Raw genomic sequence first — 25,467 nt, 5'->3', positions numbered from 1 at the left:
GGTCAGCCCCGTGCCCTCTCCCCCGCGGCCAGGACCCGCGGGTCCAGCGGCCTCGGGTCGCCGTCGCCCCAGGCGATGCCCTGCAGGTGGGAGGTGCGCAGTCCGGCGTAGTTGAGCTCGCCGTAGGGTCCGCCGGTGCGGCCGGTGCCGCCGTGGGTGGAGAGGATCGCGTTGAAGCCGATGTGCGAGTCGTTGACCTTCAGCAGGCCGCCGTTGGTGACGCCCTCGGCGAAGCGGCGGGCGAGGTGCGGGTCGCCCGTCCAGATCGAGTTGCGCAGGCCGTAGGCGTTGCTGTTGAGGAACTCGACGACGTCGTCGAAGAGCTGGTCGTCGGGGGCGGCCTCGGGGACGACGAGCGGGATGAGCGGGAAGAAGGTCTCCTCGCGGACGCAGGAGAGGCCGCCCGCCCGGGCCAGGCCCTGGAGGCGGACCACGGTGGGCTCGCAGAACATGCCTCGGGTGGAGGGCTCCCCGTGGACGTCCACCCGGGCGCCGCCGCACAGCAGATCGCCGCCCGCCTCGCGGGCCTCGGCGATGAAGTCGAAGAACTTGTCGACCTTCAGCACCGGGCTGAGCAGGATCTCCGGGTCCTCCGGGAAGCCCGGGCGAAGCTTGCGGACGCGTTCCAGGAACAGTTCGGTGAAGGCGTCGGCGATCTCGGGGTGCAGGACGGCGTACTTGGGCACCATGCAGATCTGGCTGGAGCCGTAGAAGCACTCCTCCAGGGCGCGGGCGGCGGCGTCCAGGTCGGCGTCGCGCCACACGACGAAGCCGTCGTTGCCCGCCAGTTCCAGCACGGCCTTCTTGCCGTTCTTCAGGCACTCCTCGCCGAGTTTGAGGCCGGCCTCGCTGTCTCCGAAGAACAGGATGTCGTCGACGAGCGGGCTGGTGACCCAACTGCGCAGGATGCCGCCCGCGTTGCCGCAGACCACGTTGAGGGTGCCGGGCGGGGCGCCGTGCCGCTCCAGGATCGGGGCGAGCAGGTCGCGGAAGAGGAACATCACGCTCAGCGGGGAGGAGCGGGGCGCCTTGACGACGATCGCGTTGCCCGACAGCAGGGCGAACACGCCCATGGTGGAGTTCGAACCGGCCGCGTTCTGCGGGGGGTTGACGCAGACGACGCCGTCGGGCTTGCGGACGAGTTCGAGCTGTTTGCCCTCCACCTCGAAGGACTGGTGCAGCTGGGTCTCGTACCAGCGGACGGTGTCCACGTCGGTGCCCCGCAGCATGCCGCTGACCTCCCACTGGGCGAGCCGGCGGGGGTGGCCTTCGGCGATCAGGATGTCGATCATCTCGTCGGCCCGGGCGGCGAGCGCCTCGTTGAAGTCGAGGACGATCCGGCTGCGGGTCTCCTGCGGGAGGAGCCGGTAGACGCGGCTCGCCCGGCGGGCGGCCTCGAGCGCGCGGTCGCTGTCGGCGACGGTGCCGACCGCGCAGCGCGCCACGACGTCGTCGGTGAGCTCGGTGGACCGGCCGAGCTCCAGGGCCCGCTTGAGGTTGAAGGCGCTGTCGACGTCGCGCAGCATCGCCGAGGCCCGCACGACGTACGTCCAGCGCTGCCCCTCGACGTCCTTGCCGTCTATGTACTGGGCGTAGGACCTCATGACGGCAGCCCTTCCATGCTCGGGGCGGTGAAGTCCTCCTCCTCGACGTCGCGCAGCAGGCCCGCGTTGTAGCGGCCGTACGCTTCGAGGTCGAGGAGGCCGTGGCCGCTGTAGCAGAACACGATGGTGGCCTCGCGTCCGGTGCGCTTGCAGTCGAGGGCCTTGTCGATGACGGCGCGGATGGCGTGCGCGCTCTCGGGGGCCGGCAGGTAGCCCTGCAGCCGGGCGAAGGTCGTCGCGGCCTCGAACACCTGCGTCTGCGGGTAGGCGACTGCGTCCAGCAGGCCCTCGTGCCGCATCAGACCGACCAGCGGGGCGCAGCCGTGGTAGCGCAGGCCGCCGGCGTGGATGGGCGGCGGCACGAAGTCGTGGCCGAGGGTGTAGGTGTAGACGCCCGGCCCGCGCCCGCCGGCGTCGGCCCAGTCGAGGCGGTACTCGCCGCGGGTGAGCGGGGCGCAGGCCTCCGGCTCGGCGGCGAGGATCTCGATGTCCGCGCCGTTGAGCTTGTCCTCCAGGAACGGCATGGCGAAGCCTCCCAGGTTGGAGCCGCAGCCCACGGAGGCGATCAGGTAGTCGGGCGAGCGGCCGATCTCGTCGAGCTGCTCGCGCAGCTCCTGGCCGATCACGGTGTGGTGCAGCAGGCAGTGGTTGGAGAAGGCGCCGACGGCGAGCCGGGTGCCCTCGTCGGCGTCGACGAGTTCCAGGGCCTCGCTGACGGCGGTGGCCTCGCTGCCCGGGTGGTTGGGGGAGTCGGCGAGCAGCTTGCGGCCGAACGCCGTGGTGTCGCTGGGGCTCGGCAGCACGGTGGCGCCGTAGGTCTCCATCAGGTGGCGGCGGTAGGGCTTCTGGTGGAAGCTGGCCCGCACCATGAACACGGTGAGGTCGATGCCCATCAGCTGGCAGGCGAGGGCGAGGGCGCTGCCCCACTGGCCGGCGCCGGTGTCGGTGACCAGTCGGGTGTGGCCGTCACGCTTGGCGTAGTAGGCCTGTGCGATCGCCGAGTTGAGCTTGTGGCTGCCGGTGGGCGAGGTCGCCTCGTACTTGAACCAGATCTGCGCCGGGGTGCCCAGCTCCCGCTCCAGCGCCACGGCGCGCACCAGCGGCGTCGGCCGCCACAGCTTGTAGGCGTCCCGCACCGGCTCGGGGATGGTGATCCAGCGTTCGAGGGAACTCTCCTGCGCGGCCATGGCCTTGACGAAGAGCCGCTCCAGCCACTCCTGGGTGACCGGCTTGCCGGTGGCGTTGTCGATGTAGCGCTCGGGAATCCGGGGCAGATCCGGAATCACGTTGTACCAGCGGGTCGGGATGCGGTCGATCGGAAGGTCGACGCGCTCGGATATGCCCTGGTGCTTCATGCGGGGCTCCCCCTAGAGAACGTGGTGAACGTGGTGAATGCGGTGGATGTGGTGGATGAGAGAGATCGGGTGCTTTCCGGTGGCTCGTTGTGGCGGCTCGTTGTGGCGGCTCGTTGTGGCGGCTCGTTGTGGCGGCTCGTTGTGGCGGCTTGCGGCGGTGGTGCGTCAGGACGGCGTGCGGACCGCGGTGTCGTGGTGTTCCGCGTCGCCGTCCGGCAGCTCCGGCGGGATGCCCGTCAGGGCGCTCTCGTGCAGGTCCTGGTTGCGCAGGAAGGCGACCGCGATGAGCGCGGCGGCGAACGCGAGCACCGCGCACAGGGTCATGGCCTGGTGGAATCCCTCGGTGAACGCGCTGCGTCCGTCCGCGAGGACCTGGTCGTGCAGGGCCGGTCCCACCGACCGGGCGGCGGGCTCGATGGCTCCGGCGCTGACGGCGGACGCGACCTCGTCGCTCTTGTCGCCGAGGGCGGCGGCCGCGGTGGAGTGGGCGAAGGAGTCGGCCACCCGGTTCTCGAAGAAGGAGCCGGCGACCGCGATCCCGAGGGCGGTGCCCACCTGCTGGAACGTCTCGTTGATCCCGGAGGCCACGCCGGCCTTGGCGGGTTCGGCGACGCCGATGGCCAGGGCCGCCCGGGTCGGCTGGAACAGGCCGAAGGCCGCGCCGGTCACGACCAGGCTGGGCACGAGCGCCGTCCAGGAGTCGGTGGCGCCGCTGCGGTGGGTGAGGAGCAGGGAGACGGCGAGGGCGAGCTGCGAGGTTCCCATGATGATCCGGAAGGGGACCTTGTCGGTCAGGCCGCCGGTCAGCGCGCCGAACACGAACATGCCGAGCGACAGCGGCAGGAACCTCAGGCCCGCCTCCCAGGCCGAACTGCCCAGCACGCTCTGCAGGTACGAGGTCTCGATGAAGATCGGCGGGAGACCCGCGGCGTTGGCGAGGAAGGTCACCGCGCACAGACCGACGAAGGTCCGGTTGCGGAACATCCTCAGGTCCATCATGGCGCGCTCGCCGCGGGACCGGGCCAGGACGAGGAAGACGACGAGGCAGACCGCCGCGACCGTGTACAGCGCGAGGTTGCTGGCCGAGTGCCAGCCGTCGGTGTTGCCCCGGATGATCGCCAGGACCAGCGCGGCCAGGGACACGGTGAACACGATCATGCCGGCGAAGTCGGGGGCGGCGCTGCCGGCCAGCCGCGACTCGCGCAGCCGGCGCAGGGCGATCAGCAGGGTGACGACACCGACCGGCACGTTCAGGAAGAAGATCCAGCGCCAGCCCGGGCCGCTGGTCAGGGCGCCGCCGATCAGCGGTCCGGTGGCGGCCGCGATGCCCACCGCCGCGCCGAACACACTGAACGCGGCGGCGCGTTCCTTGCCGTGGAACTCGTGGCCGAGCAGCGCGGGACCGACCGCGAACATGATCGCCGCGCCGACGCCCTGCACACCGCGGCTGATGTTCAGCACCTCGATGGAGTCGGCGAGACCGCAGGCGAGCGAGGCCACCGTGAAGACGACCAGGCCGATGAGGAACACGGCCTTGCGGCCTCGGCGGTCCGCGAGGGATCCGGAGATGACGAGGAAGGCGGCGAGGGTGAGCGCGTAGGCGTCGAACACCCACTGCATCTCGCTGAAACTCGCGTGCAGGGAACCCCTGATGCCGGGGAGCGCCACGGAGACGACGCTCAGGTCGAGCATGAGCATGAACGTGCCGACGGATACCACTGCGAGGGTCCACCAGCGCAGTGCGTTCGGTGGGCGGAGCGTGGTCATGCTGCCTCCAGCGAAGGGGACGGAGCGGGCGCCTTGCAGGGCCGCGGGAGCCAGCCCTTTCAGGAGCCGTTCAGGGGGTTCATGGAGAAAGAGGCGCGAAACCGCCGCCGCATTCCCCGCGATCACGCCCCTTCCGAGAAACCCGGCAGCCAGCGTTCGGCCTCGGCGCGGAAGGGGATCTCGCACTCCAGTTGGCACAGCACGGCGGTGGCGGCGCCGACGACGCGGTTCACCAGCACGTACTCCGGTGGCAGGTTGAAGCGGCGCAGCATGCCGCCCTCCCGGGGGTCGAGTGCCTGCACCACTTCCTCGCGCAGCCACTCCCGGGTGAACCGGTAGGTCTCCTCCGCCGAAGGGGTCGCGATGGGCAGGAGCAGGGAGCCGAGGGCCGCGGTGTCGAGGGCGGTGCCGGCTCTGATGAACCCCTCCGCTACGAGGAGTTCGTGGGCGGTCTCCCAATCTCCTTGGTGGGCGAGCCGGTTGAGGGTGCCGAGCGCGGGCGGGAAGCCGTCGGGCAGCTGCTTGACCGCGCCGAAGTCGATGACGCCGAGGCGCCCGTCGGCCAGGACGCGGAAGTTGCCGGGGTGTGGGTCGGCGTGCAGGAGGCCGGCCCGGCGGGGTCCGGAGAAGAGGAAACGGGCGTAGCCGAGGCCGGCGGCGTCGCGTTCGGCGCGGGAGCCCTCGCGGATGACGGCGGACAGCGGGGTGCCGTCGATCCACTCCGTGACCAGCACCCGCTCGGTGAAGGCCACCACCTCGGGGACGAGGATCTCCTTGTCGTCCCGGTAGGCGTCGGCGAAGGCCTGCTGGGCCTGCGCCTCCAGCCGGTAGTCCAGCTCCTCCGCGACCCGTTCGCGCAGCTCGTCGAGGATCGGCCCGACGTCCAGGTGGGGCGTGAGGACCGAGAACAGCTTCATGAGACGGCCGAGTTGGGCGTAGTCGCCGAACAGGGCCGCACCCGCGCCGGGGTACTGGATCTTCACCGCGACGCTCCGGCCGTCCTCCCACACCGCCTTGTGCACCTGCCCGATCGAGGCGGCGGCGGCCGGGGTGTCGTCGAAGGCGCCGAACCGCTCCCGCCAGTGGGCGCCCAGCTCGGCGGCGAGGACGGCGTGGACCCGGTCGGCGGGCAACGCGGGCGCGGCTTCCTGAAGCAGGGTCAGGGCGGCGCGGTAGGGCCCGACCGCCTCGGGCGGCAGCGCCGCCTCGTACACCGACAGCATCTGCCCGAACTTCATGGCTCCGCCCTTGAGTTCGCCCAGGACACGGAAGACGTGCAGTCCGGTACGGCGCTGGAGCTCGTCGGCGATGAGGTCGGCGGGCCGGCCGAGCAGCCGCTTCCCGATCCGCAGCGCGGACCTCCCCGCAAACCCGAGCGGAAGCGAGGCGAGACGGGCGTTGCGGGCGAGGGGGGAGGTGGGGATGTCCCGGGCGTGGCGGCGGTGGGCGTGACCGACGCGCTCGGAGTCCGAGAGGTTCTCGGGGTTTGCGGGCTTCTCGACGTTCGAGGAGTTCTCGGGGTTTGAGGGGCTGTCGGCGGTCCCGGGGGGCGAAGCGTTCTCGGGGTTTGAGGGGCTGTTGGCGGTCCCGGGGGGCGAAGCGTTCTCGGGGTTTGAGGGGCTGTTGGCGGTTTCGGGGGGGTTGGGGTTCATCGGGGGGTCCGGGTCGCGGTGCGGGGGGCGGGGCTCGTCGCTCGGGGGCGGGTCAGGGCCGTCACCGCGTTGGCGATCAAGGTCTGGCCCGCCGCTTCGCGCGTCGTCATGATCGACTCCGGGTGGAACTGGACCGCCGCGATGGGGAGTTCACGGTGCTCCACGGCCATCACCACGCCGTCGGCGGTGCGGGCGGTCACCTCGAACGCGGCGGGAAGCGTCGCGGGTTCGGCGTACAGGGAGTGGTAGCGGCCGGCCTGGATGCGGTCGGGCAGGTTCTTGAAGAGCAGGCCGCCGCCGGCCCGCACCTCGACCGTGGACGGTTTGCCGTGCACCGGCACCGGCAGTCTGCCGAGCGTCCCGCCGAAGTGCTCCACCAGGCCCTGCAGGCCGAGGCAGACCCCGAAGATCGGCAGCCCGCGCTCCAGTGCCGCCGCCAGCAGTGCCGGCATGCCGAAGTCCGACGGGCGGCCGGGGCCCGGAGACAGCACCAGCAGGTCGGGGTGCACCTCGTCGAGCAGTCGCGGCGGGAATCCCGCACGGTAGGTGATCACCTCGGCGCCCGTGCGCCGCAGGTAGGCGGCGAGCGTGTGGACGAAGGAGTCCTGGTGGTCCACGAGCAGCACCCGCGGCGCGGGGCCGGCCGGTGCGGCGCTCGCCGGGACCGGCGCCGCCGGGGGCCGGCCGTCGTTCTCGACGGCGTCCAGCAGGGCCAGCGCCTTCAGATGGGTCTCGGCCTCCTCGGCCTCGGGGTCGGAGTCGAACAGGAGCGTGGCGCCCGCCCGTACCGTCGCGATGCCGTCGTGGAGGTGGACGGTGCGCAGGGTGAGGGCGGTCTCCAGGCCGCCGTCGAAGCCGATACGGCCCACCGCGCCGCCGTACCAGCGGCGCGGGCTGCGCTCGTGCTCCTCGATGAAGGCGACGGCGGCCCGCTTGGGGGCGCCCGTGACGGTGACGGCCCACATGTGGGTGAGGAGCGCGTCCAGCGCGTCGCGGTCGGGCAGCAGCCGGCCGCGCACGTGGTCGACGGTGTGGATGAGCCGGGAGTACAGCTCGATCTGGCGGCGGGCCAGCACCTCCACGCTGCCGGGGACGCAGACCCGGGCCTTGTCGTTGCGGTCGACGTCGGTGCACATCGTCAGCTCGGACTCCTCCTTGCGGGAGTCCAGGAGAGTGCGGATCCGTTCGGCGTCCTCCAGCGGGTCCCGACCGCGGGCGATGGTGCCGCTGATGGGGCACGACTCGACGGTGCGGGCGGCCGCGTCCACCCGGACGAACATCTCCGGCGACGCCCCGACGAGGTGCTCGCCGCCGGCGAGGTTGGCGAGGAGCCCGTACGGGGCGGGGTTGCGCTCGCGCAGCCGCCGGAAGAGCTCCGAGGGGGCGCCGGTGCCGGGCCGGTGGAAGCTCTGGCCGGGGACCGCTTCGAACATTTCGCCGTCGTGGAAGCGCTGCCGGGCCAGGCGCACCAGCTCGGCGTACTCGCCGGGCGCGTGGTCGCGGTACGCGGCCGGTTCGACGGGCGGGGCCTGGCGGGCCGGCGGGGTGGCGTGGCCGAGTCCGGCGGTGGTCCGGCCCGCGTACGTGAAGTCGTAGCTGTGGCGCACGGCGCCGCCGCGGTGCCGGTCGATGTGCAGGACGCGGTCCGGCAGGTGGAGCACCATGGTGCGGTCGCACGGGTCGCGGTCCTGGTGCAGGGGCACCGGATCGAACGACAGCACCAGGTCGTATCCGAACGCCCCGTACAGGCCGAGGATCCGGTCGTCGGGGGCGGCCAGCCCGGTGACGACGGTCCGCAGCAGCGTGAGGACGCTGGGCCGCCGTGTGCGGTCCTCCTCGGTGCGGGCGGCCTCGGCCGGGGGCGTGGCCGGCAGGTCCACGGTGACGGTGTCCGCCCCGGCCTCGGCCTGTGCGCCGTGCCCGGCGAGCAGGTCCGCGAAGGCGGGCAGGAGCACCTGGCCGCGTTCGTTCAGGGCCCGCACCCGCAGGCGGTCGGCGAGCGCGGTCACCTCCAGCGGCGGGTCGGCGTACCCGAGGTCGAACGGCCGGTAGCGGACCGGCTGTTCGGCGCGTCCGGACAGCAGCAGGCCCCGCCGGGAGTCCAACGTGCGCTCCAGGCGGGCGAGTTCGACCTGGGCGAGGGCGGGGTCCAGCGGCTGGGAGCGGCGGGTGACGCCGACGCCCGCCGGAGTCGTCCAGCGCCGTGTCGTCGCCGCGGTCACCGCTGTCGCCGCGGTCGTGGTGAAGGCCGCCGGGACGGTGTGGGTGCCGGTGGGGACGGCAGTCGCCGTCATCGTGGGTTCGGTGGGTGTCGCCGTCATCGTGTGGGTCCTTCCACGTACGTCCTGGGAGGCCGCGTCGGTCCTGAGGGCCTCGTCAGGCCTTGGGGGGCGTCAGGCCGCGCGGCAGCGGCGGGAGGCGCGGTGGCGGGCTACGGTCAGGTCGACCGCGAGGCCCGCGGCGCCGGTGTAGTGCGCCGGATCGCACCAGGTCCGCAGCTCGCCCGCGTCGTGGCGGCCGACGAGTTCGGGAGCGTCGGCGAGAACGTCCGCGAGGTGGCGGCCCTCGGTGGCAGCGCGCGCGGACGCCCGGGCGACCAGGGTCTTGGCGGCGCTCCTGCCGAGTGCGGGCGACAGGAGGGCGGCGAGCCGCTCCGACACCACGAGGCCGCCGGTGAGGCCGAGGTTGGCGCGCATCCGGTCGGGGTGGACGAGCAGCCCCTCGGCGAGTTCGGCGGCCGTGTGCGCGGCGCCGCCCACCAGCCTCAGGCAGGCGCGCAGCGGCTCCCACTCCGCGTGCCAGGCGCCGGCGGGACGTTCGTCGTCGACTACGGCCGCCTGCGCGAGCCCCGCGACGAGGCCCGGCACCTGGTAGGCGGCCGAGCAGATCAGGGCGGCGAGCGCCGGATTGCGTTTGTGCGGCATGGCCGACGACATGCCCCGCCCCTCGGCGGCCGGTTCGGTGACCTCCGCGCACTCGGTACGGGCGAGGAGCTGAACGTCGGCCGCGAAGGTGCCCAGGCCGGCCGCGGTGAGGGACAGCGCGGCGGCGAGGTCGGCGATCGGGGTCCGGACGGTGTGCCAGGGGACCTCGGCGCTGGTGAGACCCAGCTCGCGGGCGAAGGCGACCGGGAGACGGACGGCGCAGAGCTCGGCCGCGTTCCTCGCCGCGTCCGAGTCCGAGTCCGCGTCAGCGTCCGCGGCCGCGTACGTCCCCGCCGTCGCCCCGGCCGCCGCCCCCGCGTCCGCCTTGGCCGACGGGCCGTACAGGCGCGCGTATTCCACATATCCGGCCAAGGTCCCCGCCGCGCCGCCGAGTTGGACCGGCAGGCCGGTGTCGCAGATCCGGTCGAGCCGGTCCTGTGCGTCCAGGACGGCCTGGAGCCAGCCCGCCGCCTTGAGCCCGAAGGTGGTGGGCACGGCGTGCTGGCCCAGCGTCCGCGCGGCCATCGGGGTGTCGCGGTGGGTCCGCGCGAGCCGGGCCAGGGCCGCCGCGACCCGGTCCAGGTCGGCCAGGACGAGGTCGACGGTGCGCGCGGCGACCAGCATCAGGGCGGTGTCCAGGACGTCCTGGCTGGTGGAGCCCTGGTGGACGTAGTGGGCGGCCTCGGGGTCCTCGCGGGCGACGGCCTCGGCGAGCATCCGCACCAGGGCGACGACGGGGTTGGCCGCCGCGCGGGCGCGCAGCGCCACCTCCCTGAGGTCGAAGCGCTCCGCCCGCGCGGCAGCCGTGATGACGGCGGCCGCCGACGCGGGCACCGTGCCGAGCCGGGCCTGGGCCCGGGCCAGGGCGGCCTCCGCGTCGAGCATGGCCTGCAGACAGGCGGCGTCGGAGGTCGCGGCCTCGGCCGGAGTTCCCGCCCGGACGGGCGAGAACAGCCCCGCGTCCTCCAGGGGGGCTCCGGCGATCAGGCGAACGCCCGGCTCGACGGCCGGGTGAGCAACGGTCACGTGGTCTTCCCTCTCTGGAACGGGCTCATCTGTGGGCGGGTCGTACGGAGGCGGGTCGTACGGAGGCGGGTCGTACGGAGGCGGGTCGTACGGAGGCGGGTCGTACGGAGGCCGGGCTCAGCGGGTCGACGCCACGGCGCGGGCGTCCGGGGCCGGCGCCGATGGCGCTGTCGTCGCCGGTTCCGGTCGTGCGGCCGGTGTGGGGCGGGCCGCCGTGCGGGGTGTCGCGTCGGGCGCCGCGAGACCCAGCAGGGCGAGGGCGATGGCGTCGGCGTCGCCGAGGGTCACCGAGTTCACGCCCGGCCGGATGCCGGCCGCGGTCACCCAGTGGACCGACTCGGTGGGAACCCCGTAGGCGAAGCGTCGGGGGTGGGCCGTCCCGTCCGCGGCGACCACACGGTAGGGGCGGTCGGTGACGGCGAGGCCGCCCGTCTCGTAGTCGCCGTGCTCGGCGTCGCGGATCACGTAGGGACGGCACTGGCCGGTCGCCAGCAGGTGGCGCAGCAGCGGGTCGGCGGTGCGCCGCAGGTCGGGCTCGGGCAGCCGCGCCTCGACCAGGGTGGTCGCCGTCACCCGGTGCCCCGGCACCGCGGTCGACTCGGCGACGAAGACCCCGGCCCGCTCGTCGGGGCGCACCGTCATGCCCGGGCCCACGAGGTGCAGCACGCCCGCTTCGACGAGGGCGACCATCTCCTCGATGCGCTGCGGGGGCGGTCCGATGGAGAGGAAGGCGTTGAGCGGGGTGTACCAGCGCTCCAGGTCGTCGCGGTGGGAGCGGCCGGCGAGTCCGCCGTGGTCGACCACGAGGCGGATCTCGTTGCGCAGGTCGCGCAGCACGTCGAGGGCCGCCTTCAGCGGGCCGTCCACGTTGCCCGCCGCCGAGTCGGCCAGGTCCTGGCGGAGCGTGCGCAGCAGCCAGGTCCGGTAGGCGCCGGCGGTCGGGAAGCGGCGGTCGCCGTGCGGACGCGCGACGCGCTGCCAGTCCCAGTGGTCCCGGGCCGGGATGCCGAACTCCTCGAGCAGGGCGCTCTCCTGGGCCGAATGCCAGGGCGCGCCGAGCGTGCGTGCGGTGAAGTCGCCTGCGTCACGGGCGCGTCCGCCCCGGGTGAGCAGCGCCGCGTAGTAGACCGTCTCGACCTCCTTGGCGATCAACGGCCACAGGTCGCGGGCGAAGTCGAGGCCCTCGTGGTCCGCCGCGCGGCGCAGCTCGGCCAGTTTCGCGGGGGTCAGCAGCAGGGGGTGGTGGCGGCCGTGGGCGCCCTTCTGGTTGCGGCCACGGGAGTGGTAGGGGACGCCGCGCCGGGAGCCGGCGTACAGCTCCGGTTCGCGGCCCGAGGGCCGGTAGACGAGGTGTCCGGTGTCCGTGTCCCGCGTGAAGGCGCCGCCGCGACCGAGAGTGAACAGCGCCATGTGGTCGAAGAAGTTGAGCCCGAGTCCGCGCAGCAGCACGGGCGCGCCGGGGTGTACGGACGTCAGGTCGAGGTCGGCCGGGTTCGCGGGGCGTACGTAGGCCAGACCGTGCCGGGCGGCGAAGCCCGCGAGCCGGTCCTCGGCCTCGTCGGCACGCAGCGGGAGGTGTCCCTGGGCGAGGACGACCGCGTCCAGGCCGCCGATCCGGGTTCCGTTGGCCAGGGTGACGCTCTGCCGTCCGCCGGGCCCGTCCTGCAACCGGACGGCGCGCATCGGGTGGACGACGATCCGGACCTCGGGCGGCGCCCCGCGCACGACGTGCCGGAAGACCCACTCCAGGTAGTGGCCGTAGAAGGCGCGGGTGGGGTAGGAGTCGGGCGTCAACTCCACGGCCTCTCCCAGGACTTGGTCGACGACGTGGTCGACGACGTGGTCGACGCCCTGGCCGGGGGTCCGGTCCGGGGCCCGGTTGTGGGCCGCCGTTCGGCGCGGACGGTCCGCGGACGTCAGCAGCCGCGCCCAGTCGTACAGGCTCGGGCCCGGCGCGACCTCGCCCGTCATCTCCACCGTCGGGTCCGTGAACAACGTGACCTGTGAGGCGACCGTGTTCATCAGCAGGTGATGCGACTGGTCGGTGCGCCAGACCCGGCCGGGGCCGGGTCGGCCCTGGTCCACGACGTGCACCACGACGGCCGTGCCGGGGGCGTGCGTGCGGGCGTTGGCGCACAGCCGTTCCAGCACGCTGAGGCCGCGCGGGCCGGCGCCGATGATGCAGACCCCGAGCTGTCGATCGCTCACGTCACGTCTCCGCTTTCCGGTGAGGGGTTTTCCGCGGCCTACACGCCGAGGTCGCGGCCGATGATCTCCTTCATGACCTCGTTGGTCCCGCCGTAGATGGCGTGCACCCGGTTGTCCACGAAGGCCCTGGCCACGGGCGTCTCGCGCATGAAGCCGTAGCCGCCGTGCAGTTGGAGGCAGCGGTCGAGGACCCGGCGCTGGACGTCGGTCGCCCACCACTTGGCCTTGGCCGCGCCCACGGCGTCGAGGTGGCCGGCGTTGTGCTCGGCGACCGCCCGGTCGACGTAGGTGCGGGCCACGTCCAACTCCGTCGCCATCTCCGCCAGTTCGAAGCGGCTGTGCTGGAAGGCGCCGATGGGCCGCCCGAACGCGGTGCGGCCGCGGCAGTACTCCAACGTCTGCGCGAAGGCGGTCTCGGCGGCGGCGACCGCGTACGCGGCGATGCTGAGGCGTTCCTGCGGCAGGTTGTCGGCGAGGTGGAGGAAGGCGCGGCCCGGGCGGCCGAGCAGGTTGGCGGCCGGTACCCGTACGTCGTCGAAGAACAGCTCGGCGGTGTCCTGGGCGGCCATGCCGATCTTCTCCAGCTTGCGGCCGCGGGTGAAGCCGGGCATGCCACGCTCGACGACGAGCAGGCTCAACCCCCTTGCGCCACGGCCCTGTTCGGTTCTGGCCACCACGATCACCAGGTCGGCGTGGACGCCGTTGGTGATGAAGGTCTTGGCCCCGTTGAGGACGTAGGCGTCGGCGTCGCGGCGGGCGGTGGTGCGGATCGCCTGGAGGTCGCTGCCGGCCTCGGGCTCGGTCATCGCGATGGCGGTGACGGTCTCGCCCGAGCAGAAGCCGGGCAGCCAGCGCTGTCGCTGCTCCTCGGTGGCGAGGTCGAGCAGGTAGGGGGCGACGACGTCGTTGTGCAGGGCGAAGCCGATGCCGGTGGCGCCGACCCGCATGATCTCCTCGCTGATGAGGACCTGGTAGCGGAAGTCGCGGACGCCTCCGCCGCCGTACTGCTCGGGCACGTCGATGCCGAGCAGGCCGTGCTTGCCCGCGGTGCGCCAGACCTGACGGTCGACGAGGCCCGCGCGCTCCCAGGCATCGTGGTGCGGGACGATCTCCCGCTCCACGAACTCCCGCACCATGACCTGGAAGTCCCGGTGTTCCTGGGTCAGTTCGCTGTCACGCATCGCGCTCTCCCGTGCGGTGGATGATCTGCTCGACGGTGCCGGTGCAGACCCGGCGGCCTCCCTGCGTGAAGCGGACCTCGGCGACGGCCCGCCGGGTCGAGCAGCGGACCAGCTCGGTCTCGACGGTGCCGGGGCCCGGCACCAGCGGGGCGTGGTACTCGACGCCCAGACCGGCCGTGAGGAAGCCGGTTCCGTCCGGCAGCGCAGAGAGCATCACCAGGCCCGCGAAGTGGTCGACGAGACAGGCGATCCAGCCGCCGAAGACGACCCCGGGGGTGAGGGTGACAGCCTCGTCGAACTCCGTCTCGCAGGTGACCAGGCCCGGCAGCCAGGAGGTCAGGGGCGGCAGCGCGAGCGTACGGGCGGCCGCCGGCCCCGGATCCGTGCCGTCCGCGAGACCGTCCAGCATCCGACGCCCGCGCGTGACCGCCCCGACCGGGGCGAGCCCGCGCAGCCGGGGGGCGGCGGCCGGTGTGGTGTCCAGCATCTGCTTCTCCGTGCTTCGGTGAGGTGCGGGTGGCGGGGCGGGTGCGGTGGGAGCAGGTCGGGTCCCGTCGGTGTGCCCCGGCCTTGTGGGCCGGGACACACCGACCGGCGCGCCCTGACGTCGTGCGCAGGACACTCCGACGGGACGGACCCGTCGCCGCGTCTGGAGCCGGGGGACGTACTCCGACACGGCAACGGCTCCGCTCCTCGGCGGCGCCCCCGATTCAAAGAACCGAGAACACCCCGCACAGGGGCCCGGGGCGCGCTCGGGGGGCGGCCGCGGGGGTGTGCCGGTTCAGGAGGCCTGGGGACCGTCCAGAGGAGTTCCGCCCAGGTCGACGACCGACTGGATGTCGCGTCTGCGGAGTTCCATCTCGTGGCGGGTCAGGGCGTCTACGGCCGCCTGGTCGTCGAGTTCGCGCAGGGCGGCCTCGTCGACCTCCTGGAAGCCCAGGACGCCCATCTTGGCCAGGGCCTCCTGGACCCTCGGTCCGAACATGCCGATCTCCTTGAGGCCCGGCACGATCCGCATGAAGACCAGGCGGCGGAACTCCCGCTTGGCGGGCGAGCGCCGGGACGCCTTGATCGCCTCCTCGCCGTAGCCGAGGGTCTGCCAGATGTCGTCGTCGACGTACCGGTCGCGCAGCGCCCAGCACCCCTCGACGACGAAGTCCTCGCGCTCGGTCAACTCCGCCTCGGACAGCTGCGGGTAGTAGTTCCGCAGCAGCAGCCGGCCGAAGGCGACGTGGCGGGCCTCGTCCCGGGCGACGTACGCGCTGAACGCCTTCGCGAGAGGGTCCTTCAGCCGTTCCCGGTGCACGCCGAACGTCGCCAGGCCCATGTTCTCGACGAGGATGTGGGCGGCCAGCACACCGAAGTCCCACCTCGGCTCGCGCATCGCGTGCTCGAACATCGCGGCGATGGACGGGGAAAGGCCGTACCGCATGCCGATCTTGGTGTGCAGGAAGCGGTTGAAGCCCTCCACGTGGCGCGCCTCGTCCATCAGCTGGGTGGCCGCGTACAGCTTGGAGTCCAGGTCCTCGACGGTGAGCAGGATCTTGCCGACGGCGATCAGCGCGGCCTGCTCGGAGTGCAGGAACTGCGAGTACAGCCAGCCGCTGCTGTGCCGGCGCACGATGCGCCGCTCGCTCTCCGGCAGCCGGTCCCAGAGCTTGGAGCCGGCGATGGAGATGAAGTCGTCGGGCAGCCCGAGCGGGTCGTCGGGATCGACCTCGTGGTCCCAGTCGAGCCGCTCGTCCATGTCCCACTGCCGCTGCTTGCCCTGCTTGTACAGCCGGACCATCTTGTCGTTGCGCTGGTCGTAGTCCCACTGGATGACGGCCCTGCCGTGCACCGGGACGGCCCACTCGCCGGCCAGCGCGGTGAGGATCTCCGGGCGCGTGTAGTCGGCGGCGCCCGTCCGTCCGGCGCTCACGTTCTCGGCGCTCATGCGGTCTGCTCCCTGCCGGATTCGAGCAACTGACGGGCCGTCTCGCGCAGTTGGGTGCGCAGCGCCTTGCCCGCGGGGTTGCGCGGCACGCGCTCCACGGACACGAAGTGGCTGGGCCTCTTGTAGGGGGCGAGTGCTCCGACGCAGAGCAGGAGCAGCTCGGCCTCGTCGAACGCCTCCGGGGACACCGGCTGGACGAACGCCACCGGGGTCTGCCCCCACAGCTGCGACTCCAGCGGTACGACGACGACGTCCACGACGTGCGGGGACTGCCGCAGGACGTGCTCGATCTCGGCCGGGTAGACGTTCTGGCCGCCGCGCAGGATGAGGTCGTTGCGCCGGTCGACGACCCAGACCCGGCCCTCCTCGTCGAGGCAGCCCAGGTCACGGGTGCCGAGCCAGCCGTCGCGCAGCACGTCGGCGGCGGCCTCCGGGTTCTTCCAGTACGTCTGCATCAGCCCGTCGCCGCTGACCTGGATCTCGCCGATGACACCGGCCGGTACGACCTGCCCCTCCCCGTCGACGATCCTGAGCCCCGCGCCGAGCATCGGCACGCCGACGCAGACCGCTCCGGGGACCGGGGGCCGTCCTTGGGGGGCGCCGGGGCGCAGGGTGAGGACGGGGCCGCCGCCCTCGGTGATCCCGAAGATCGTCTGCAGCTCGACGCCGAGTTCCCGCCGGGCCCGCGCGGCGAGCTCCGCCGGCATGGGCGCGGCGCCGTGCAGCAGCAGCCGCAGCCGGCCGAGGTCGGTGTCGGCCAGGCTCCTGGTCTCCAGCAGGAGGCGGACCATGGACGGGACGAGGAAGGCGTGCTCGATCTCCCAGCGTTCCAGGGCCGCGAGGCAGCCCTGCGGGGTGAAGCGGTCGAGGACGCAGACGGTGCCGCCCGCGGCGAGGTGGTCGAGCGCGATGACGACGCTGCCGTGGAACAGCGGCCCCGCGTTGAGGAACGCGGTGTCCGCGGTGGGGCGTACGTCGGCGAGCCAGGACAGCGCGTTGATCTGCAGGGAGCGCTGGTCGACCACGACTCCCTTGGCGCGGCCGGTCGTCGCGGACGTGTGCAGGATGAGGACCGGGTCGGTCATGCCGGCGGCGTCGGAGTCGGTGATCTCCGCGCCCGCGTCCGGCAGTTCGGCCAGTTCGGCGATGTCGGTGCACGGCAGTCCCGGGTAGAGGTCGCCCAGCCGCGCCAGGCATCCGGCCTCCGCGACGGCGGCGGACGGCTCCACCGACTCCATGATCGCGCCGAGTTCGGGGTCGGTGAGCGCCGGGTTGACCGGGACCGCGACCAGTCCGGCGGCGGCGCAGGCGAGATACGTCTCCAGTACCTCGACCCGGTTGCCGCTCAGGACGAGGATGCGGCTGCCGGGCAGGGTGTCGTGCCGCAGCCGGGCCGCGAGGGCGCGGACGTCGCGGTGCAGCGCGCGCCAGGTGACGTCGCGGTGCGCGTCCCGCAGGGCGAGGGCGTCCGGGTTCCGGTCGAGCCCGCGACGCACAACGTGGTTGAGCCACATGTCAGTTCACCTCCGCGAGCAGCTGCGCGACGGCGCGTACGGAGGTCAGAGCGAGCAGCTCCTCGTCGCCCAGGGCCCTGCCGAGGCGCTCCTCCAGGCTGAGCGCGAGCCGGATGAGCTCGCCCGAGCTGATGCCGGCGGCGGCGAAGTCGTCCTCGTCGCCGACGCGGTCCAGCAGCGCCGGGTGCTCCAGGCTCTGCCTCACCAGGGTGCGTACGGCCAGGTCGTCGCTGTTCATGAGCTCCTCCTCGGCCGGGCGCCGACGCCGACCATGGCCCAGTAGGGGGCGGGCTCGCCGTCGAAGTACACGAGGGGTTCGGCGCTGTCCGTGCGGCACGGCAACAGGCGGTTGAAGCGGCTGCCGAAGCAGGCGGCGGCGAAGTCCGGCGCCTTGGCCACGCCGCGTTCGTCGCCGACGGTGGCGACGAACGCGAAGACCGGGTCGAGGGACTTGTGCACGCCGTCCTCGACGACGTCGCACCAGGCGTGGTCGCTGCCGAACAGGCCCAGCAGGTAGCCGCGCCGTGCGGTCGCCTCCAGGCCCGCGGCGCGCAGCCGGTCGGCGAGCAGCCGCGAGGCGACGACGCAGTCGGCGACGCCCAGGTCCCAGGCGCGGCGGTGGTCGGCGCGCAGCGGCTCGGGCACGGTCTGGTAGGTGACACGGCGCGAGGCGAGAGCGTCGACGACGTCGTTCCACACCTCGTGGATCCGCGGGTCGCGCACCGTGTTCTCGGCGCCGGTCAGCCGGACGGCGGCCTCGTAGCCGGAGTGGCGCAGCGGCGCGGTGAAGTCGTCACCGGATCCGGATCCATGCCCGGGTGCGGGTCCGGGTCCGTCGAGGAGCTCCACGCCGGGGGCGCTCAGGTCGGGCACCCGGACCGTGATCCGCGGTCCGCCCACGTCGTCGGTGCCCTCGCGCCGCCCGCCGGCCGTCGTGGAGGGGTGCACACCGATCTCCCACTCGCGCGGCGCGTACCAGCTGGCCGGCGGGGAGACGGCGAAGCGCATCAGGAAACGCAGGCCGAGTTCCGGGACGGTCTGGCCGGTGCCGCAGAACATGCCGACGTTCATCAGGTCGTCGTAGTCGAAGAGCGGCCCGCGCTCGCGGTCCACCACGTGCGGCAGACCGGTGTCTGCCAGGCGGGCCACCTGCGCGGAGCTGGCCCTCAGCGCCTGCGCCGCGGTCTCGGTGTCGGTGTCGTAGCGCCCGACGTCGATCGGGACGACGGTGAACCGGTCGAGTGCCGCGAGCAGGGCGCCGGCGGCTGCTGTCTCCACCGTCACAGGGAGCTGCCCTCCCGTGCCAGACCGGCCACGAACGCGGCGAGTTCCCGCACGGTCGCGGTCTCGAAGAGGAAGTCGTCCGGGATGACGACGTCGCACTCGTCCTCGATCTCGGTGATCGCCCGCAGCGCCTTCACGGACTCGATGCCGGGCACGGCCGACAGGGGCTTGTCGACGTCGATGCCGGTGGGCGCGACGGAGCCTTGCGCGGCGAGGGCCCGTACGACGATGTCCAGGGTCTTGGCGTCGTCCATGGTCTTGTCGTCGCTCACTGGTGCTGTCCTTCCGATGCGGATGCGGATGCGGTGGGTGCGGCAGACGTGGCGGCGGTCTGCTCCCGGTAGAGGTCGGCGGCGCCGGAGCGCTTGACCTTGCCGGAGCTGGTGAACGGCAGGCTCTGCGGGGAGACGGCGACCGTCTCCACGGCGCCCAGGCCGAGGTGCTGTGCCAGACGGGTGCGGATCGCCTCGCCCACGGCGGCGGCCGCGTCCGCGTCGAGTTTGGTTTCCCAGATCACGACCATGCGTTCCTCTCCGTCCGTGTCCCAGGCGAAGGCCGCGCAGTGCCTGCGGTCGACTCCGGGCGTGGATTTGACGATCTCCTCGACGTCCTCCGCGTAGTAGTTCTGGCCGCGCACGACGATCATGGCCTTGAGCCGGCCCATGACGTAGAGCTCGCCGTCGTGCAGGAAGCCGATGTCGCCGGTGCGCAGCATCCCGTCGGGGGTGAAGGGCTGTTCGTGGGCGGGCAGTCCGAGGTAGCCGCCGGTGACGGGGGCGCCCCCGATCTGCACCTCCCCCACGACGCCGGCCGGCTGCGGGGCGCCGGCCGCGTCGCCGATCCTGACGTCGACGCCCTCGACGGGCGGGCCGCAGGAGACGACGGTGCGGGTGGTGGGTCCGGCGTGCTCCGCCTCGGTGACCCGGCTGCCGACGGACAGGTCGGAGCGGTCGAGCAGCAGACTGCGGTAGGGCGACTGCGGCACGCCGGAGGTGACGATCAGCGTGGCTTCGGCGAGGCCGTAGTTGGGCTGGACGACCTGGGGCCGCAGACCGTAGGGCTCGAAGGTCCGCTGGAACGCCTCGAGGCTGCTGCGGCGCACGGGCTCCGAGCCGTTGCCCGCGTAGCGCCAGGCTGACAGGTCCAGTTCGGCGGGGACGCCCTTGGCGGCGGCGCCGACCAGGTAGTCGTAGAAGAAGTTCGGGGCGGGCAGGATCGTCGAGCGGGAGGCCGCGAACTCGGTGAGCCACTGCATGGGGCGCCGCACGAAGTCGCCGGGCTGCCACAGGGTGGTGGTGGTGCCCTGCCGGAGGGAGGCGAGCAGGGTGAACAGGCCCATGTCGTGGAAGAGCGGCAGCCACTGACCGAGCCGGTCCGCGCCGCTCCAGCGGGTGCCGGCGTCGATGGCGTCGAGGCCCGCGGACACGTTGTCGTGGGTGACGACGACGCCCTTGGGCGCCGAGGTGCTGCCCGAGGTGTACTGGATGACCGCGGGGGCCCGTCCGCCGGCCCCGACGGGCGGCAACTCCGCTTTCCGGTCCGGGGGTTCGGCGACGTCGACGAACGGCAGCAGCGGTACGGCCCCGGCGACGCGGGCGACGATACGGCTGCCCACGCTGCCGTCGACGAGCATGGCGTCGAGGCCGGCGTCGGCGGCGATCCTCCGGAGGTGCGCGGCGTAGGCGTCGGCTCCGCCGAAGGCCACCGGCAGCGCCAGCGGCACGGCGGCCGCGTCGAGCCGCAGCAGGGCGAGCAGGCCGCGCACCCAGGGCTCGCCGTTGGCCATGAGCAGGCCCACTCTGCGCGGGGCGACGCCGCCGCAGGCGTCGAGTATCGCGCCCGCGGTGCGCTCGGCCCGGGCGAACAGGGCGGCGCCGGAGACCGGTTCGTCGCTGCGGGTGGGGGTGTGCAGCCGGGTGTCCTCGTGGACGGCGCGGGAGAGTTCGTGCCAGAGCTGGGCCACGGGTCTCAGCGCTCCTTCGGAGACGCGGCGGCGCGCTGGATCCGGCCGGCGAGCTTGCGGCGCAGGACGGACCTGCGGACCTTGTACGAGCCGGTGACGGGCATGGCCTCCCACTCCCAGAAGCGCACCTGGAGGTCGGGCAGTCCGGCCTCGGCGGCGACGGCCGCGAAGCGGGCCGGGTCGGGGGTGACACCGGGGCGGGGGCAGGCGACGGCGAAGACGGAGGCGTCGTCCTCGTCCTTGACCAGGACCAGTTCGACGAGCTCGGGCAGGGCCTCCAGCAGGTGGTCCTCCTTCTCCAGGAGGCTGCCGACGCCGTCGACGTGCTCGACGATGCGGTCGAGGAGTTCGAGGGAGCCGTCCTCCAGCTGTCGTCCGATGTCGCCCATGGGCCACCAGGCGTCGTCGGCCGGCATCGGGCCGCCGCCGACGTAGCCGCGCATGCGGCCGGGCGAGCGGGTCTCGATGAGACCGGGCGTGTTGGCCGGCTGGGGCGCGCCGTGCTCGTCGACGATGCGGATCTCCATGCCGCCGCCGGGGTGTCCGACGTTGCGCGGCGAGTAGTCGGCGGACTCCTCGCGGGTGACGATGCGCAGGCAGATCGGCCCGGACTCGGTCTGGCCGTAGGCCTGGAAGTAGTGGGCGCCGGGGTGCTCGGAGGAGGTCAGCAGGGCGCGCACGGTGCGCGGGTGCATCGCGTCGAAGGTGGAGATGAACCGCTCGACGTGCTGGAAGGGCCGGTCGGGGTCGGTGGCGAGGGACTCCCACTGGATGTAGACGTTCGGGTGCGTCTCCAGGGAGGTCGGGCGGTGCCGGAGCATCAGCCGCTTGACGTTGGCGGGATCCGGGTCGGCGATGGCCAGGGCGGGCATCGCGGTCTCCAGGGAGGCGAGCGTGCCGGCGCAGGTGCGGGCGTGCACGAAGGAGAGGTGCTTGGCGTTGAGGTCGTTCGACGAGTACTGGTCCCGGAAGATCATGATCATCGGTGCGACCATGCCGAACAGGGACCGGGTCGAGTGGGCGGCCATCTTCGGGGCGCCGGTGGTGCCCGACGAGTGGGTGATGACGAACCACTCGTCCTCGTCCCTCGGGTTCACGGTGTGCGGCAGCCGCTCCTGCATCGGCACCGTCCACGTCTCGTCCGACTCCTCGAGGCACAGGACGTTTCGCGTCAGCAGGCGAAGCGCGTGCCGGTGCTCCACCAGCCGGGACAGGCCGAAGGAGTCGACAAGGAGGTAAGGATTTTCCAGCCGTGCGAAACACTCGAGGAGTTCGCCGCTTTCCATCGCGGAGGAAAGCAGCGCGGGCAGCGCGCCGATTTTCCCGAGCGCGCACATCACCGCCTCGACCTCGATGTGGTTGCGCTGTACGACGGCCACGACGTCCCCGTGGCGAATGCCCGCGGCCCACATCCGGTCAGCGTAGTCGTCGATGGCCAGCGCGAAGCCCGCGAAGTCGCGCACCTCACCGTCGTACGTACGCCAGGGCGTATCGGAGAGGAACGGCGTTTCGGGGTGTTTTTCCGCGGCGACCGACGGAAGGATTCCGAGGGATGCGGTGGGCTGGGGTATCGCGTCGAGATTCAGTGCGGATACGTCTGGCATACAAATTCCCTCTGTGCGTAACGATGACGAGGAAACGTTCAACGGGTGCTCGTCGCCAGTTGGCCTGAAGCAGCCGACACCAGATAAGAGTCGCCGCCCCGCTCGCACACTCCACCGAGTTTCGAGAATTTTTTCGGAGCGGGACGTTCCGGGATTCCGGGATTCCGGGGGCGATTCCGGAGTGTGTGATTCATATAAGGCCGTTCGTCGGGTACGGGCTCCCGCGCCGCAAGGCCGGCGCGGGAGCCCGGGTGACCTCACCGCCCGAACAGCTCGCGCGCCGCCTTCGCCACCAGGTCGGGCCGTTCCTCGTGGACGTAGTGCCCGCACCCGGCCAGCACCTCGACCGTCAGGTCGCTCGCGTGCCCGCCGGCCCCCGTGAGGACGGCCGGCGGCAGCATGAAGTCCCGCTCCCCCGCCAGGATCACCGTCGGCGTGCTGAGCCGGAGTTTCTTGTAGTGGCCCAGGACCAGGCGGGCGATGTCGCGCAGCGCGAAGGCCCGGTGCAGAGCCTCCCCCGCCCGCGCCCGGTCCGGTTCCCGGCTGGAGCGGACGAACTCGTCCATCGCGTCGGGCGTCCACACCCGGCCGTCCACCACCCCCTTGCGCATGAGGTAGCGGGTGAACGCGGGCCTGCGGCGCAGCATCCACCGCCCCAACAGGGGCTGTTCGAGCAGCGCCGTGTACCAGAAGCGCCAGGCCTGCGGCATCAGACGGCGGTGCAGAGGCCAGGGATGCAGCATGTTCAGCGCCAGGTAGTGCGTGAACCGCTCGGGCGCGCGCAGACACAGCTGGAAGCCGGTCCAGGCGCCCCAGTCGTGTCCGACGAGGCGGACCCGGTCCAGGCCGAGCGCGTCCATGAGGGCGAGCACATCGCTCACCCGGCTGTCGGTGTCGTAGCCCTTGGCCGGGGCGTCGGACCAGCCGAAGCCCCGCTGGTCCACGCAGATCAGCCGGTACTCCCCCGCCAGCAGGGGGATCAGCCGCCGCCAGCCGTACCAGTGCTGCGGGAAGCCGTGCAGCAGCACCACGGGCTCCCCGCTGCCGGCCTCCGCGACATGCAGCCGCACCCCCCTGACCTCGACGAAGCGGTGTTGGACGCCCGCCAGTTCGGGCAGCGGCGGGGGACGGTTCTCCACGGGTTCCACGTCGGGTTCCACGGCGACTCCTGATCGGTCCGGCTTGTTGGTCGTTCTGTCAGGAGGAAGACGATCGTCAAAACGTTCCCAGGGATTCACCGTGGTCTGCGCGAACGGGGGCCGTCATGGCCGATCCGCGCACAACCGCGCGGTGAGGGCGGCCAGTTCGGCCGTCTGGGACGCGTTGAGCCGTGGGTCGCAGGCTGTCTCGTACCGCAACGGCAGGTCCTGCTCCGTGACGCCGGCGACGCCGCCCACGCACTCGGTGACATCCTCCGGGGCGGCCTCCAGATGGATGCCGCCGGGTGAGCCGCCCGCCGCACGGACCGCCGCGAAGAACCCACTGATCTCGGCGCCCACCGTGTCCACGTGCCGGGTCTTGTGCCCGCTGCCGCTGGTGTACGTGTTGCCGTGCACGGGGTCGCAGACCCACACCACCGGATGTCCCAGGGCCGCCACCCGCTCGACGAGGGGCGGCAGCGCGGCGCGCACCCGAGCCGCGCCCATCCGCGAGATCAGCACCAGCCGCCCCGGCTGCCGGTCCGGGTCGAGCCGTGCGCACAGCCGGGCCAGCCGCGCCGGATCCGTGCCGGGCCCGACCTTCAGGCCCACCGGATTGGCCACACCGGACAGGAACCGCACGTGCGCACCGTCGGGTTCGCAGGTGCGCGCGCCGATCCAGGGCAGGTGGGTCGAGGTCAGACACACCACGCCGCTCACCGGGTCGCGGCGCACGAGGGGTTCCTCGTAGTCGAGCAGCAGGGCTTCATGGCTGGTCCACACGGCCGGGGCGCCGGCGGACGTCCCCGGGCCCGGCAACGGCATCCCGGACTGGGCGAGTTCACGCAGCAGCGCGAGGACGTCGCGGGCGTGGGCCTGCCCTTCGAGCAGCCGCATCGCGTCCGGCACACGGGCCGCCGGGGTGGGCGCGGGATCGTTCACGAGGTGGCCGCGGAACGAGGGCAGGACGAGGTCCCCGACCTGCTCGGTGGGCGAGGAGCGGGGCTTGGCGTACTGACCCGCGATCCGGCCGATCGGGATCACGGGATGCCCCAGGGCCTGCGAGACGGTCCGGGCGGTGGTGTGCAGCAGCCCGGCCCTGGCCGCGATCCCGGCGAACGTCGGCGTGTCGAACGTCTCGGCGCAGTCGCCGAGTTGGACCACGAACGCCTCCCCGTGCGCGGCCGCGGACAGCGCCCTGCGCAGATCGAGGATCTCGTGGGGGCGGACGAGCGGCGCCGTGCCCGCCAGCCGCGCCCGGACCCGGCGCAGCGCCGCGAGATCGGGCCAGTCGGGCTGTTGGGCGGCAACCCGGCGACGCCAGTCCGAGGGCGTCCAGTCCGGCGGCGCGACGGGCGCGAGCAGGGAGACGGGCAACATGAGGGATCAGCCTCCATCTGTACGGCGGGGTACGGGCAGGACGGGGGGTACGGGCGGGACGGGCGGGATGGGGGGGACGAGGGGACCGGGGGGACGGGGGGCGAGGGGACCGGGGGGCGAGCGGACCGGGGGACGGGGAGGGACCGGGAGGGACGGCGGACCGAGAGGGACGGTGAGGAACCGGAGGGACGGGGAGGGACGGCGGACCGAGAGGGACGGCGGACCGAGAGGGACGGGGAGGGACGGCGGACCGAGAGGGAAGGTGAGGGACCGGAGGGACGGGGGTGGTCGGGCGGGGTCAGAAAGGTCGGTCCGCGGCGTGCGCCCAGCACAGGACGCCGCGCCGGAGGCGTCGTACGCTCACCCGCACTCGGGGCGCACCCGGCAGGGAACCGACGAGGTAGCCGTCGGCGTGCGCCTGGAGGCTCAGGGCGCGCAGGCCCGGCAGTTCGGCGCCCAGCACAGGACTGAGCGCCTTGAAGGCGGCCTCCTTGGCGGAGTACATGGCGCACAGTCGGCGCCGCGCCTCGGCTCCGCCGCCGAGCAGCCCCTCCTCTCGGGCGCTGAGCACCAGATGGCTCGCCTCCAGGGGCAGTCCGGCCAGTTCCAGGTCGACGCCGAGGAGGGGGAAGCGGTCCGACGGCCCGGCCACGGCGACGGCGACGCCCTCGGAGTGGCTGAGGGACGCCGAGACGCCCTCGGGCAGCCGGGGCCGCGGCCCGTCGTGCAGCACGGCGCCCGCCCTCAGACCCGCGGCGCGCACCGCGCGGTGCAGGGCGCTGCGGCCGACGAGGAAGTCGGCCCGGCGTCGCTGTGGCATTCCGTCGGCCAGTCGGCGCTCCTCCTCGGCGACCGCCACGGGCGGCCCTTCGTGCACGGAGGCCGATGCGAAACCGAGCCCCGGTGTCCTCGGCCCGATCTGTGTGAGGG

19 protein-coding genes are annotated in these 25,467 nt (G+C 72.9%); all 19 read right to left on the bottom strand.

Features of this window, described 5'->3' with window-relative positions; translation table 11 throughout:
- Positions 1–2: 2 nt before the first annotated feature.
- The 19 genes from ACIBAF_RS29210 to ACIBAF_RS29120 all read right to left on the bottom strand — a co-directional run bounded on the left by ACIBAF_RS29210 (position 3) and on the right by ACIBAF_RS29120 (position 25,414).
- Positions 3–1,604, bottom strand: a complete 1,602-nt coding sequence (locus tag ACIBAF_RS29210; protein WP_399466966.1) for an aldehyde dehydrogenase family protein — start codon at positions 1,602–1,604, stop codon at positions 3–5.
- Positions 1,601–2,959, bottom strand: a complete 1,359-nt coding sequence (locus ACIBAF_RS29205) for a TrpB-like pyridoxal phosphate-dependent enzyme (protein ID WP_399466964.1) — start codon at positions 2,957–2,959, stop codon at positions 1,601–1,603. Before ACIBAF_RS29205 ends, ACIBAF_RS29210 begins: the two co-directional genes overlap by 4 nt.
- 165 nt (positions 2,960–3,124) lie before the next feature.
- Positions 3,125–4,726, bottom strand: coding sequence for an MFS transporter (locus tag ACIBAF_RS29200; protein WP_399466963.1), 1,602 nt, complete (start codon positions 4,724–4,726; stop codon positions 3,125–3,127).
- A gap of 122 nt (positions 4,727–4,848) precedes the next feature.
- Positions 4,849–6,378, bottom strand: a complete 1,530-nt coding sequence (locus ACIBAF_RS29195; RefSeq protein ID WP_399466961.1) for an AarF/UbiB family protein — start codon at positions 6,376–6,378, stop codon at positions 4,849–4,851.
- On the bottom strand, positions 6,375–8,699 hold the full coding sequence (locus ACIBAF_RS29190) for an anthranilate synthase component I (RefSeq protein WP_399466959.1): 2,325 nt from the start codon (positions 8,697–8,699) through the stop codon (positions 6,375–6,377). Before ACIBAF_RS29190 ends, ACIBAF_RS29195 begins: the two co-directional genes overlap by 4 nt.
- Positions 8,700–8,771: 72 nt before the next feature.
- Positions 8,772–10,328 carry a lyase family protein gene (locus tag ACIBAF_RS29185; protein ID WP_399466957.1) on the bottom strand — a complete coding sequence of 519 codons (1,557 nt, stop codon included), beginning with the start codon at positions 10,326–10,328 and terminating at the stop codon, positions 8,772–8,774.
- 117 nt (positions 10,329–10,445) lie between these two features.
- Positions 10,446–12,536: an FAD/NAD(P)-binding protein gene (locus tag ACIBAF_RS29180; RefSeq protein WP_399466956.1), complete on the bottom strand. Its 2,091-nt coding sequence runs from the start codon at positions 12,534–12,536 to the stop codon at positions 10,446–10,448.
- A gap of 38 nt (positions 12,537–12,574) precedes the next feature.
- Positions 12,575–13,717, bottom strand: a complete 1,143-nt coding sequence (locus ACIBAF_RS29175; RefSeq protein ID WP_399466954.1) for an acyl-CoA dehydrogenase family protein — start codon at positions 13,715–13,717, stop codon at positions 12,575–12,577.
- Positions 13,710–14,204: a PaaI family thioesterase gene (locus tag ACIBAF_RS29170; RefSeq protein ID WP_399466952.1), complete on the bottom strand. Its 495-nt coding sequence runs from the start codon at positions 14,202–14,204 to the stop codon at positions 13,710–13,712. Before ACIBAF_RS29170 ends, ACIBAF_RS29175 begins: the two co-directional genes overlap by 8 nt.
- Before the next feature lie 294 nt (positions 14,205–14,498).
- Positions 14,499–15,653: a ferritin-like domain-containing protein gene (locus ACIBAF_RS29165; protein ID WP_399466951.1), complete on the bottom strand. Its 1,155-nt coding sequence runs from the start codon at positions 15,651–15,653 to the stop codon at positions 14,499–14,501.
- The gene (locus ACIBAF_RS29160) at positions 15,650–17,167 is read right to left on the bottom strand and encodes a class I adenylate-forming enzyme family protein (protein ID WP_399466949.1); all 1,518 of its coding nucleotides are present in this window, start codon (positions 17,165–17,167) and stop codon (positions 15,650–15,652) included. The genes ACIBAF_RS29165 and ACIBAF_RS29160 overlap by 4 nt, the downstream gene beginning before the upstream one ends.
- 1 nt (position 17,168) lies before the next feature.
- Entirely contained in the window at positions 17,169–17,405 is a 237-nt protein-coding gene (locus ACIBAF_RS29155; RefSeq protein WP_399466947.1) for an acyl carrier protein, read from the bottom strand.
- Positions 17,402–18,445 carry a hypothetical protein gene (locus ACIBAF_RS29150; protein WP_399466945.1) on the bottom strand — a complete coding sequence of 348 codons (1,044 nt, stop codon included), beginning with the start codon at positions 18,443–18,445 and terminating at the stop codon, positions 17,402–17,404. Before ACIBAF_RS29150 ends, ACIBAF_RS29155 begins: the two co-directional genes overlap by 4 nt.
- Positions 18,446–18,447: 2 nt before the next feature.
- A complete protein-coding gene (locus ACIBAF_RS29145) occupies positions 18,448–18,723 on the bottom strand; it encodes an acyl carrier protein (protein ID WP_399466943.1) in 276 nt (91 codons plus the stop codon).
- Positions 18,720–20,414 carry an AMP-binding protein gene (locus ACIBAF_RS29140; RefSeq protein ID WP_399466941.1) on the bottom strand — a complete coding sequence of 565 codons (1,695 nt, stop codon included), beginning with the start codon at positions 20,412–20,414 and terminating at the stop codon, positions 18,720–18,722. Before ACIBAF_RS29140 ends, ACIBAF_RS29145 begins: the two co-directional genes overlap by 4 nt.
- 5 nt (positions 20,415–20,419) lie before the next feature.
- Positions 20,420–22,018, bottom strand: a complete 1,599-nt coding sequence (locus ACIBAF_RS29135) for a class I adenylate-forming enzyme family protein (protein ID WP_399466940.1) — start codon at positions 22,016–22,018, stop codon at positions 20,420–20,422.
- Between the two features lie 257 nt (positions 22,019–22,275).
- The gene (locus tag ACIBAF_RS29130) at positions 22,276–23,178 is read right to left on the bottom strand and encodes an alpha/beta fold hydrolase (protein WP_399466938.1); all 903 of its coding nucleotides are present in this window, start codon (positions 23,176–23,178) and stop codon (positions 22,276–22,278) included.
- A 102-nt stretch (positions 23,179–23,280) separates the two neighbouring features.
- Positions 23,281–24,537 carry a 3-deoxy-7-phosphoheptulonate synthase gene (locus ACIBAF_RS29125; RefSeq protein WP_399466936.1) on the bottom strand — a complete coding sequence of 419 codons (1,257 nt, stop codon included), beginning with the start codon at positions 24,535–24,537 and terminating at the stop codon, positions 23,281–23,283.
- Positions 24,538–24,835: 298 nt separating this feature from the next.
- Positions 24,836–25,414: a 4'-phosphopantetheinyl transferase superfamily protein gene (locus ACIBAF_RS29120; RefSeq protein WP_399466934.1), complete on the bottom strand. Its 579-nt coding sequence runs from the start codon at positions 25,412–25,414 to the stop codon at positions 24,836–24,838.
- Between the last annotated feature and the right edge of the window lie 53 nt (positions 25,415–25,467).

The sequence above is a fragment of the Streptomyces sp. NPDC051677 genome (genome assembly GCF_044453465.1).
GTDB lineage: Bacteria > Actinomycetota > Actinomycetes > Streptomycetales > Streptomycetaceae > Streptomyces.
This window is presented reverse-complemented; position numbering and strand designations above follow the sequence as displayed.

Excerpts from the sequence above, each read along its gene's own strand:
- ACIBAF_RS29210 (WP_399466966.1), bottom strand. The coding sequence starts at position 1,604 with ATGAGGTCCTACGCCCAGTACATAGACGGCAAGGACGTCGAGGGGCAG.
- ACIBAF_RS29205 (WP_399466964.1), bottom strand. The coding sequence starts at position 2,959 with ATGAAGCACCAGGGCATATCCGAGCGCGTCGACCTTCCGATCGACCGC.
- ACIBAF_RS29200 (WP_399466963.1), bottom strand. The coding sequence starts at position 4,726 with ATGACCACGCTCCGCCCACCGAACGCACTGCGCTGGTGGACCCTCGCA.
- ACIBAF_RS29195 (WP_399466961.1), bottom strand. The coding sequence starts at position 6,378 with ATGAACCCCAACCCCCCCGAAACCGCCAACAGCCCCTCAAACCCCGAG.
- ACIBAF_RS29190 (WP_399466959.1), bottom strand. The coding sequence starts at position 8,699 with ATGACGGCGACACCCACCGAACCCACGATGACGGCGACTGCCGTCCCC.
- ACIBAF_RS29175 (WP_399466954.1), bottom strand. The coding sequence starts at position 13,717 with ATGCGTGACAGCGAACTGACCCAGGAACACCGGGACTTCCAGGTCATG.
- ACIBAF_RS29170 (WP_399466952.1), bottom strand. The coding sequence starts at position 14,204 with ATGCTGGACACCACACCGGCCGCCGCCCCCCGGCTGCGCGGGCTCGCC.
- ACIBAF_RS29165 (WP_399466951.1), bottom strand. The coding sequence starts at position 15,653 with ATGAGCGCCGAGAACGTGAGCGCCGGACGGACGGGCGCCGCCGACTAC.
- ACIBAF_RS29160 (WP_399466949.1), bottom strand. The coding sequence starts at position 17,167 with ATGTGGCTCAACCACGTTGTGCGTCGCGGGCTCGACCGGAACCCGGAC.
- ACIBAF_RS29155 (WP_399466947.1), bottom strand. The coding sequence starts at position 17,405 with ATGAACAGCGACGACCTGGCCGTACGCACCCTGGTGAGGCAGAGCCTG.
- ACIBAF_RS29135 (WP_399466940.1), bottom strand. The coding sequence starts at position 22,018 with ATGCCAGACGTATCCGCACTGAATCTCGACGCGATACCCCAGCCCACC.
- ACIBAF_RS29125 (WP_399466936.1), bottom strand. The coding sequence starts at position 24,537 with ATGTTGCCCGTCTCCCTGCTCGCGCCCGTCGCGCCGCCGGACTGGACG.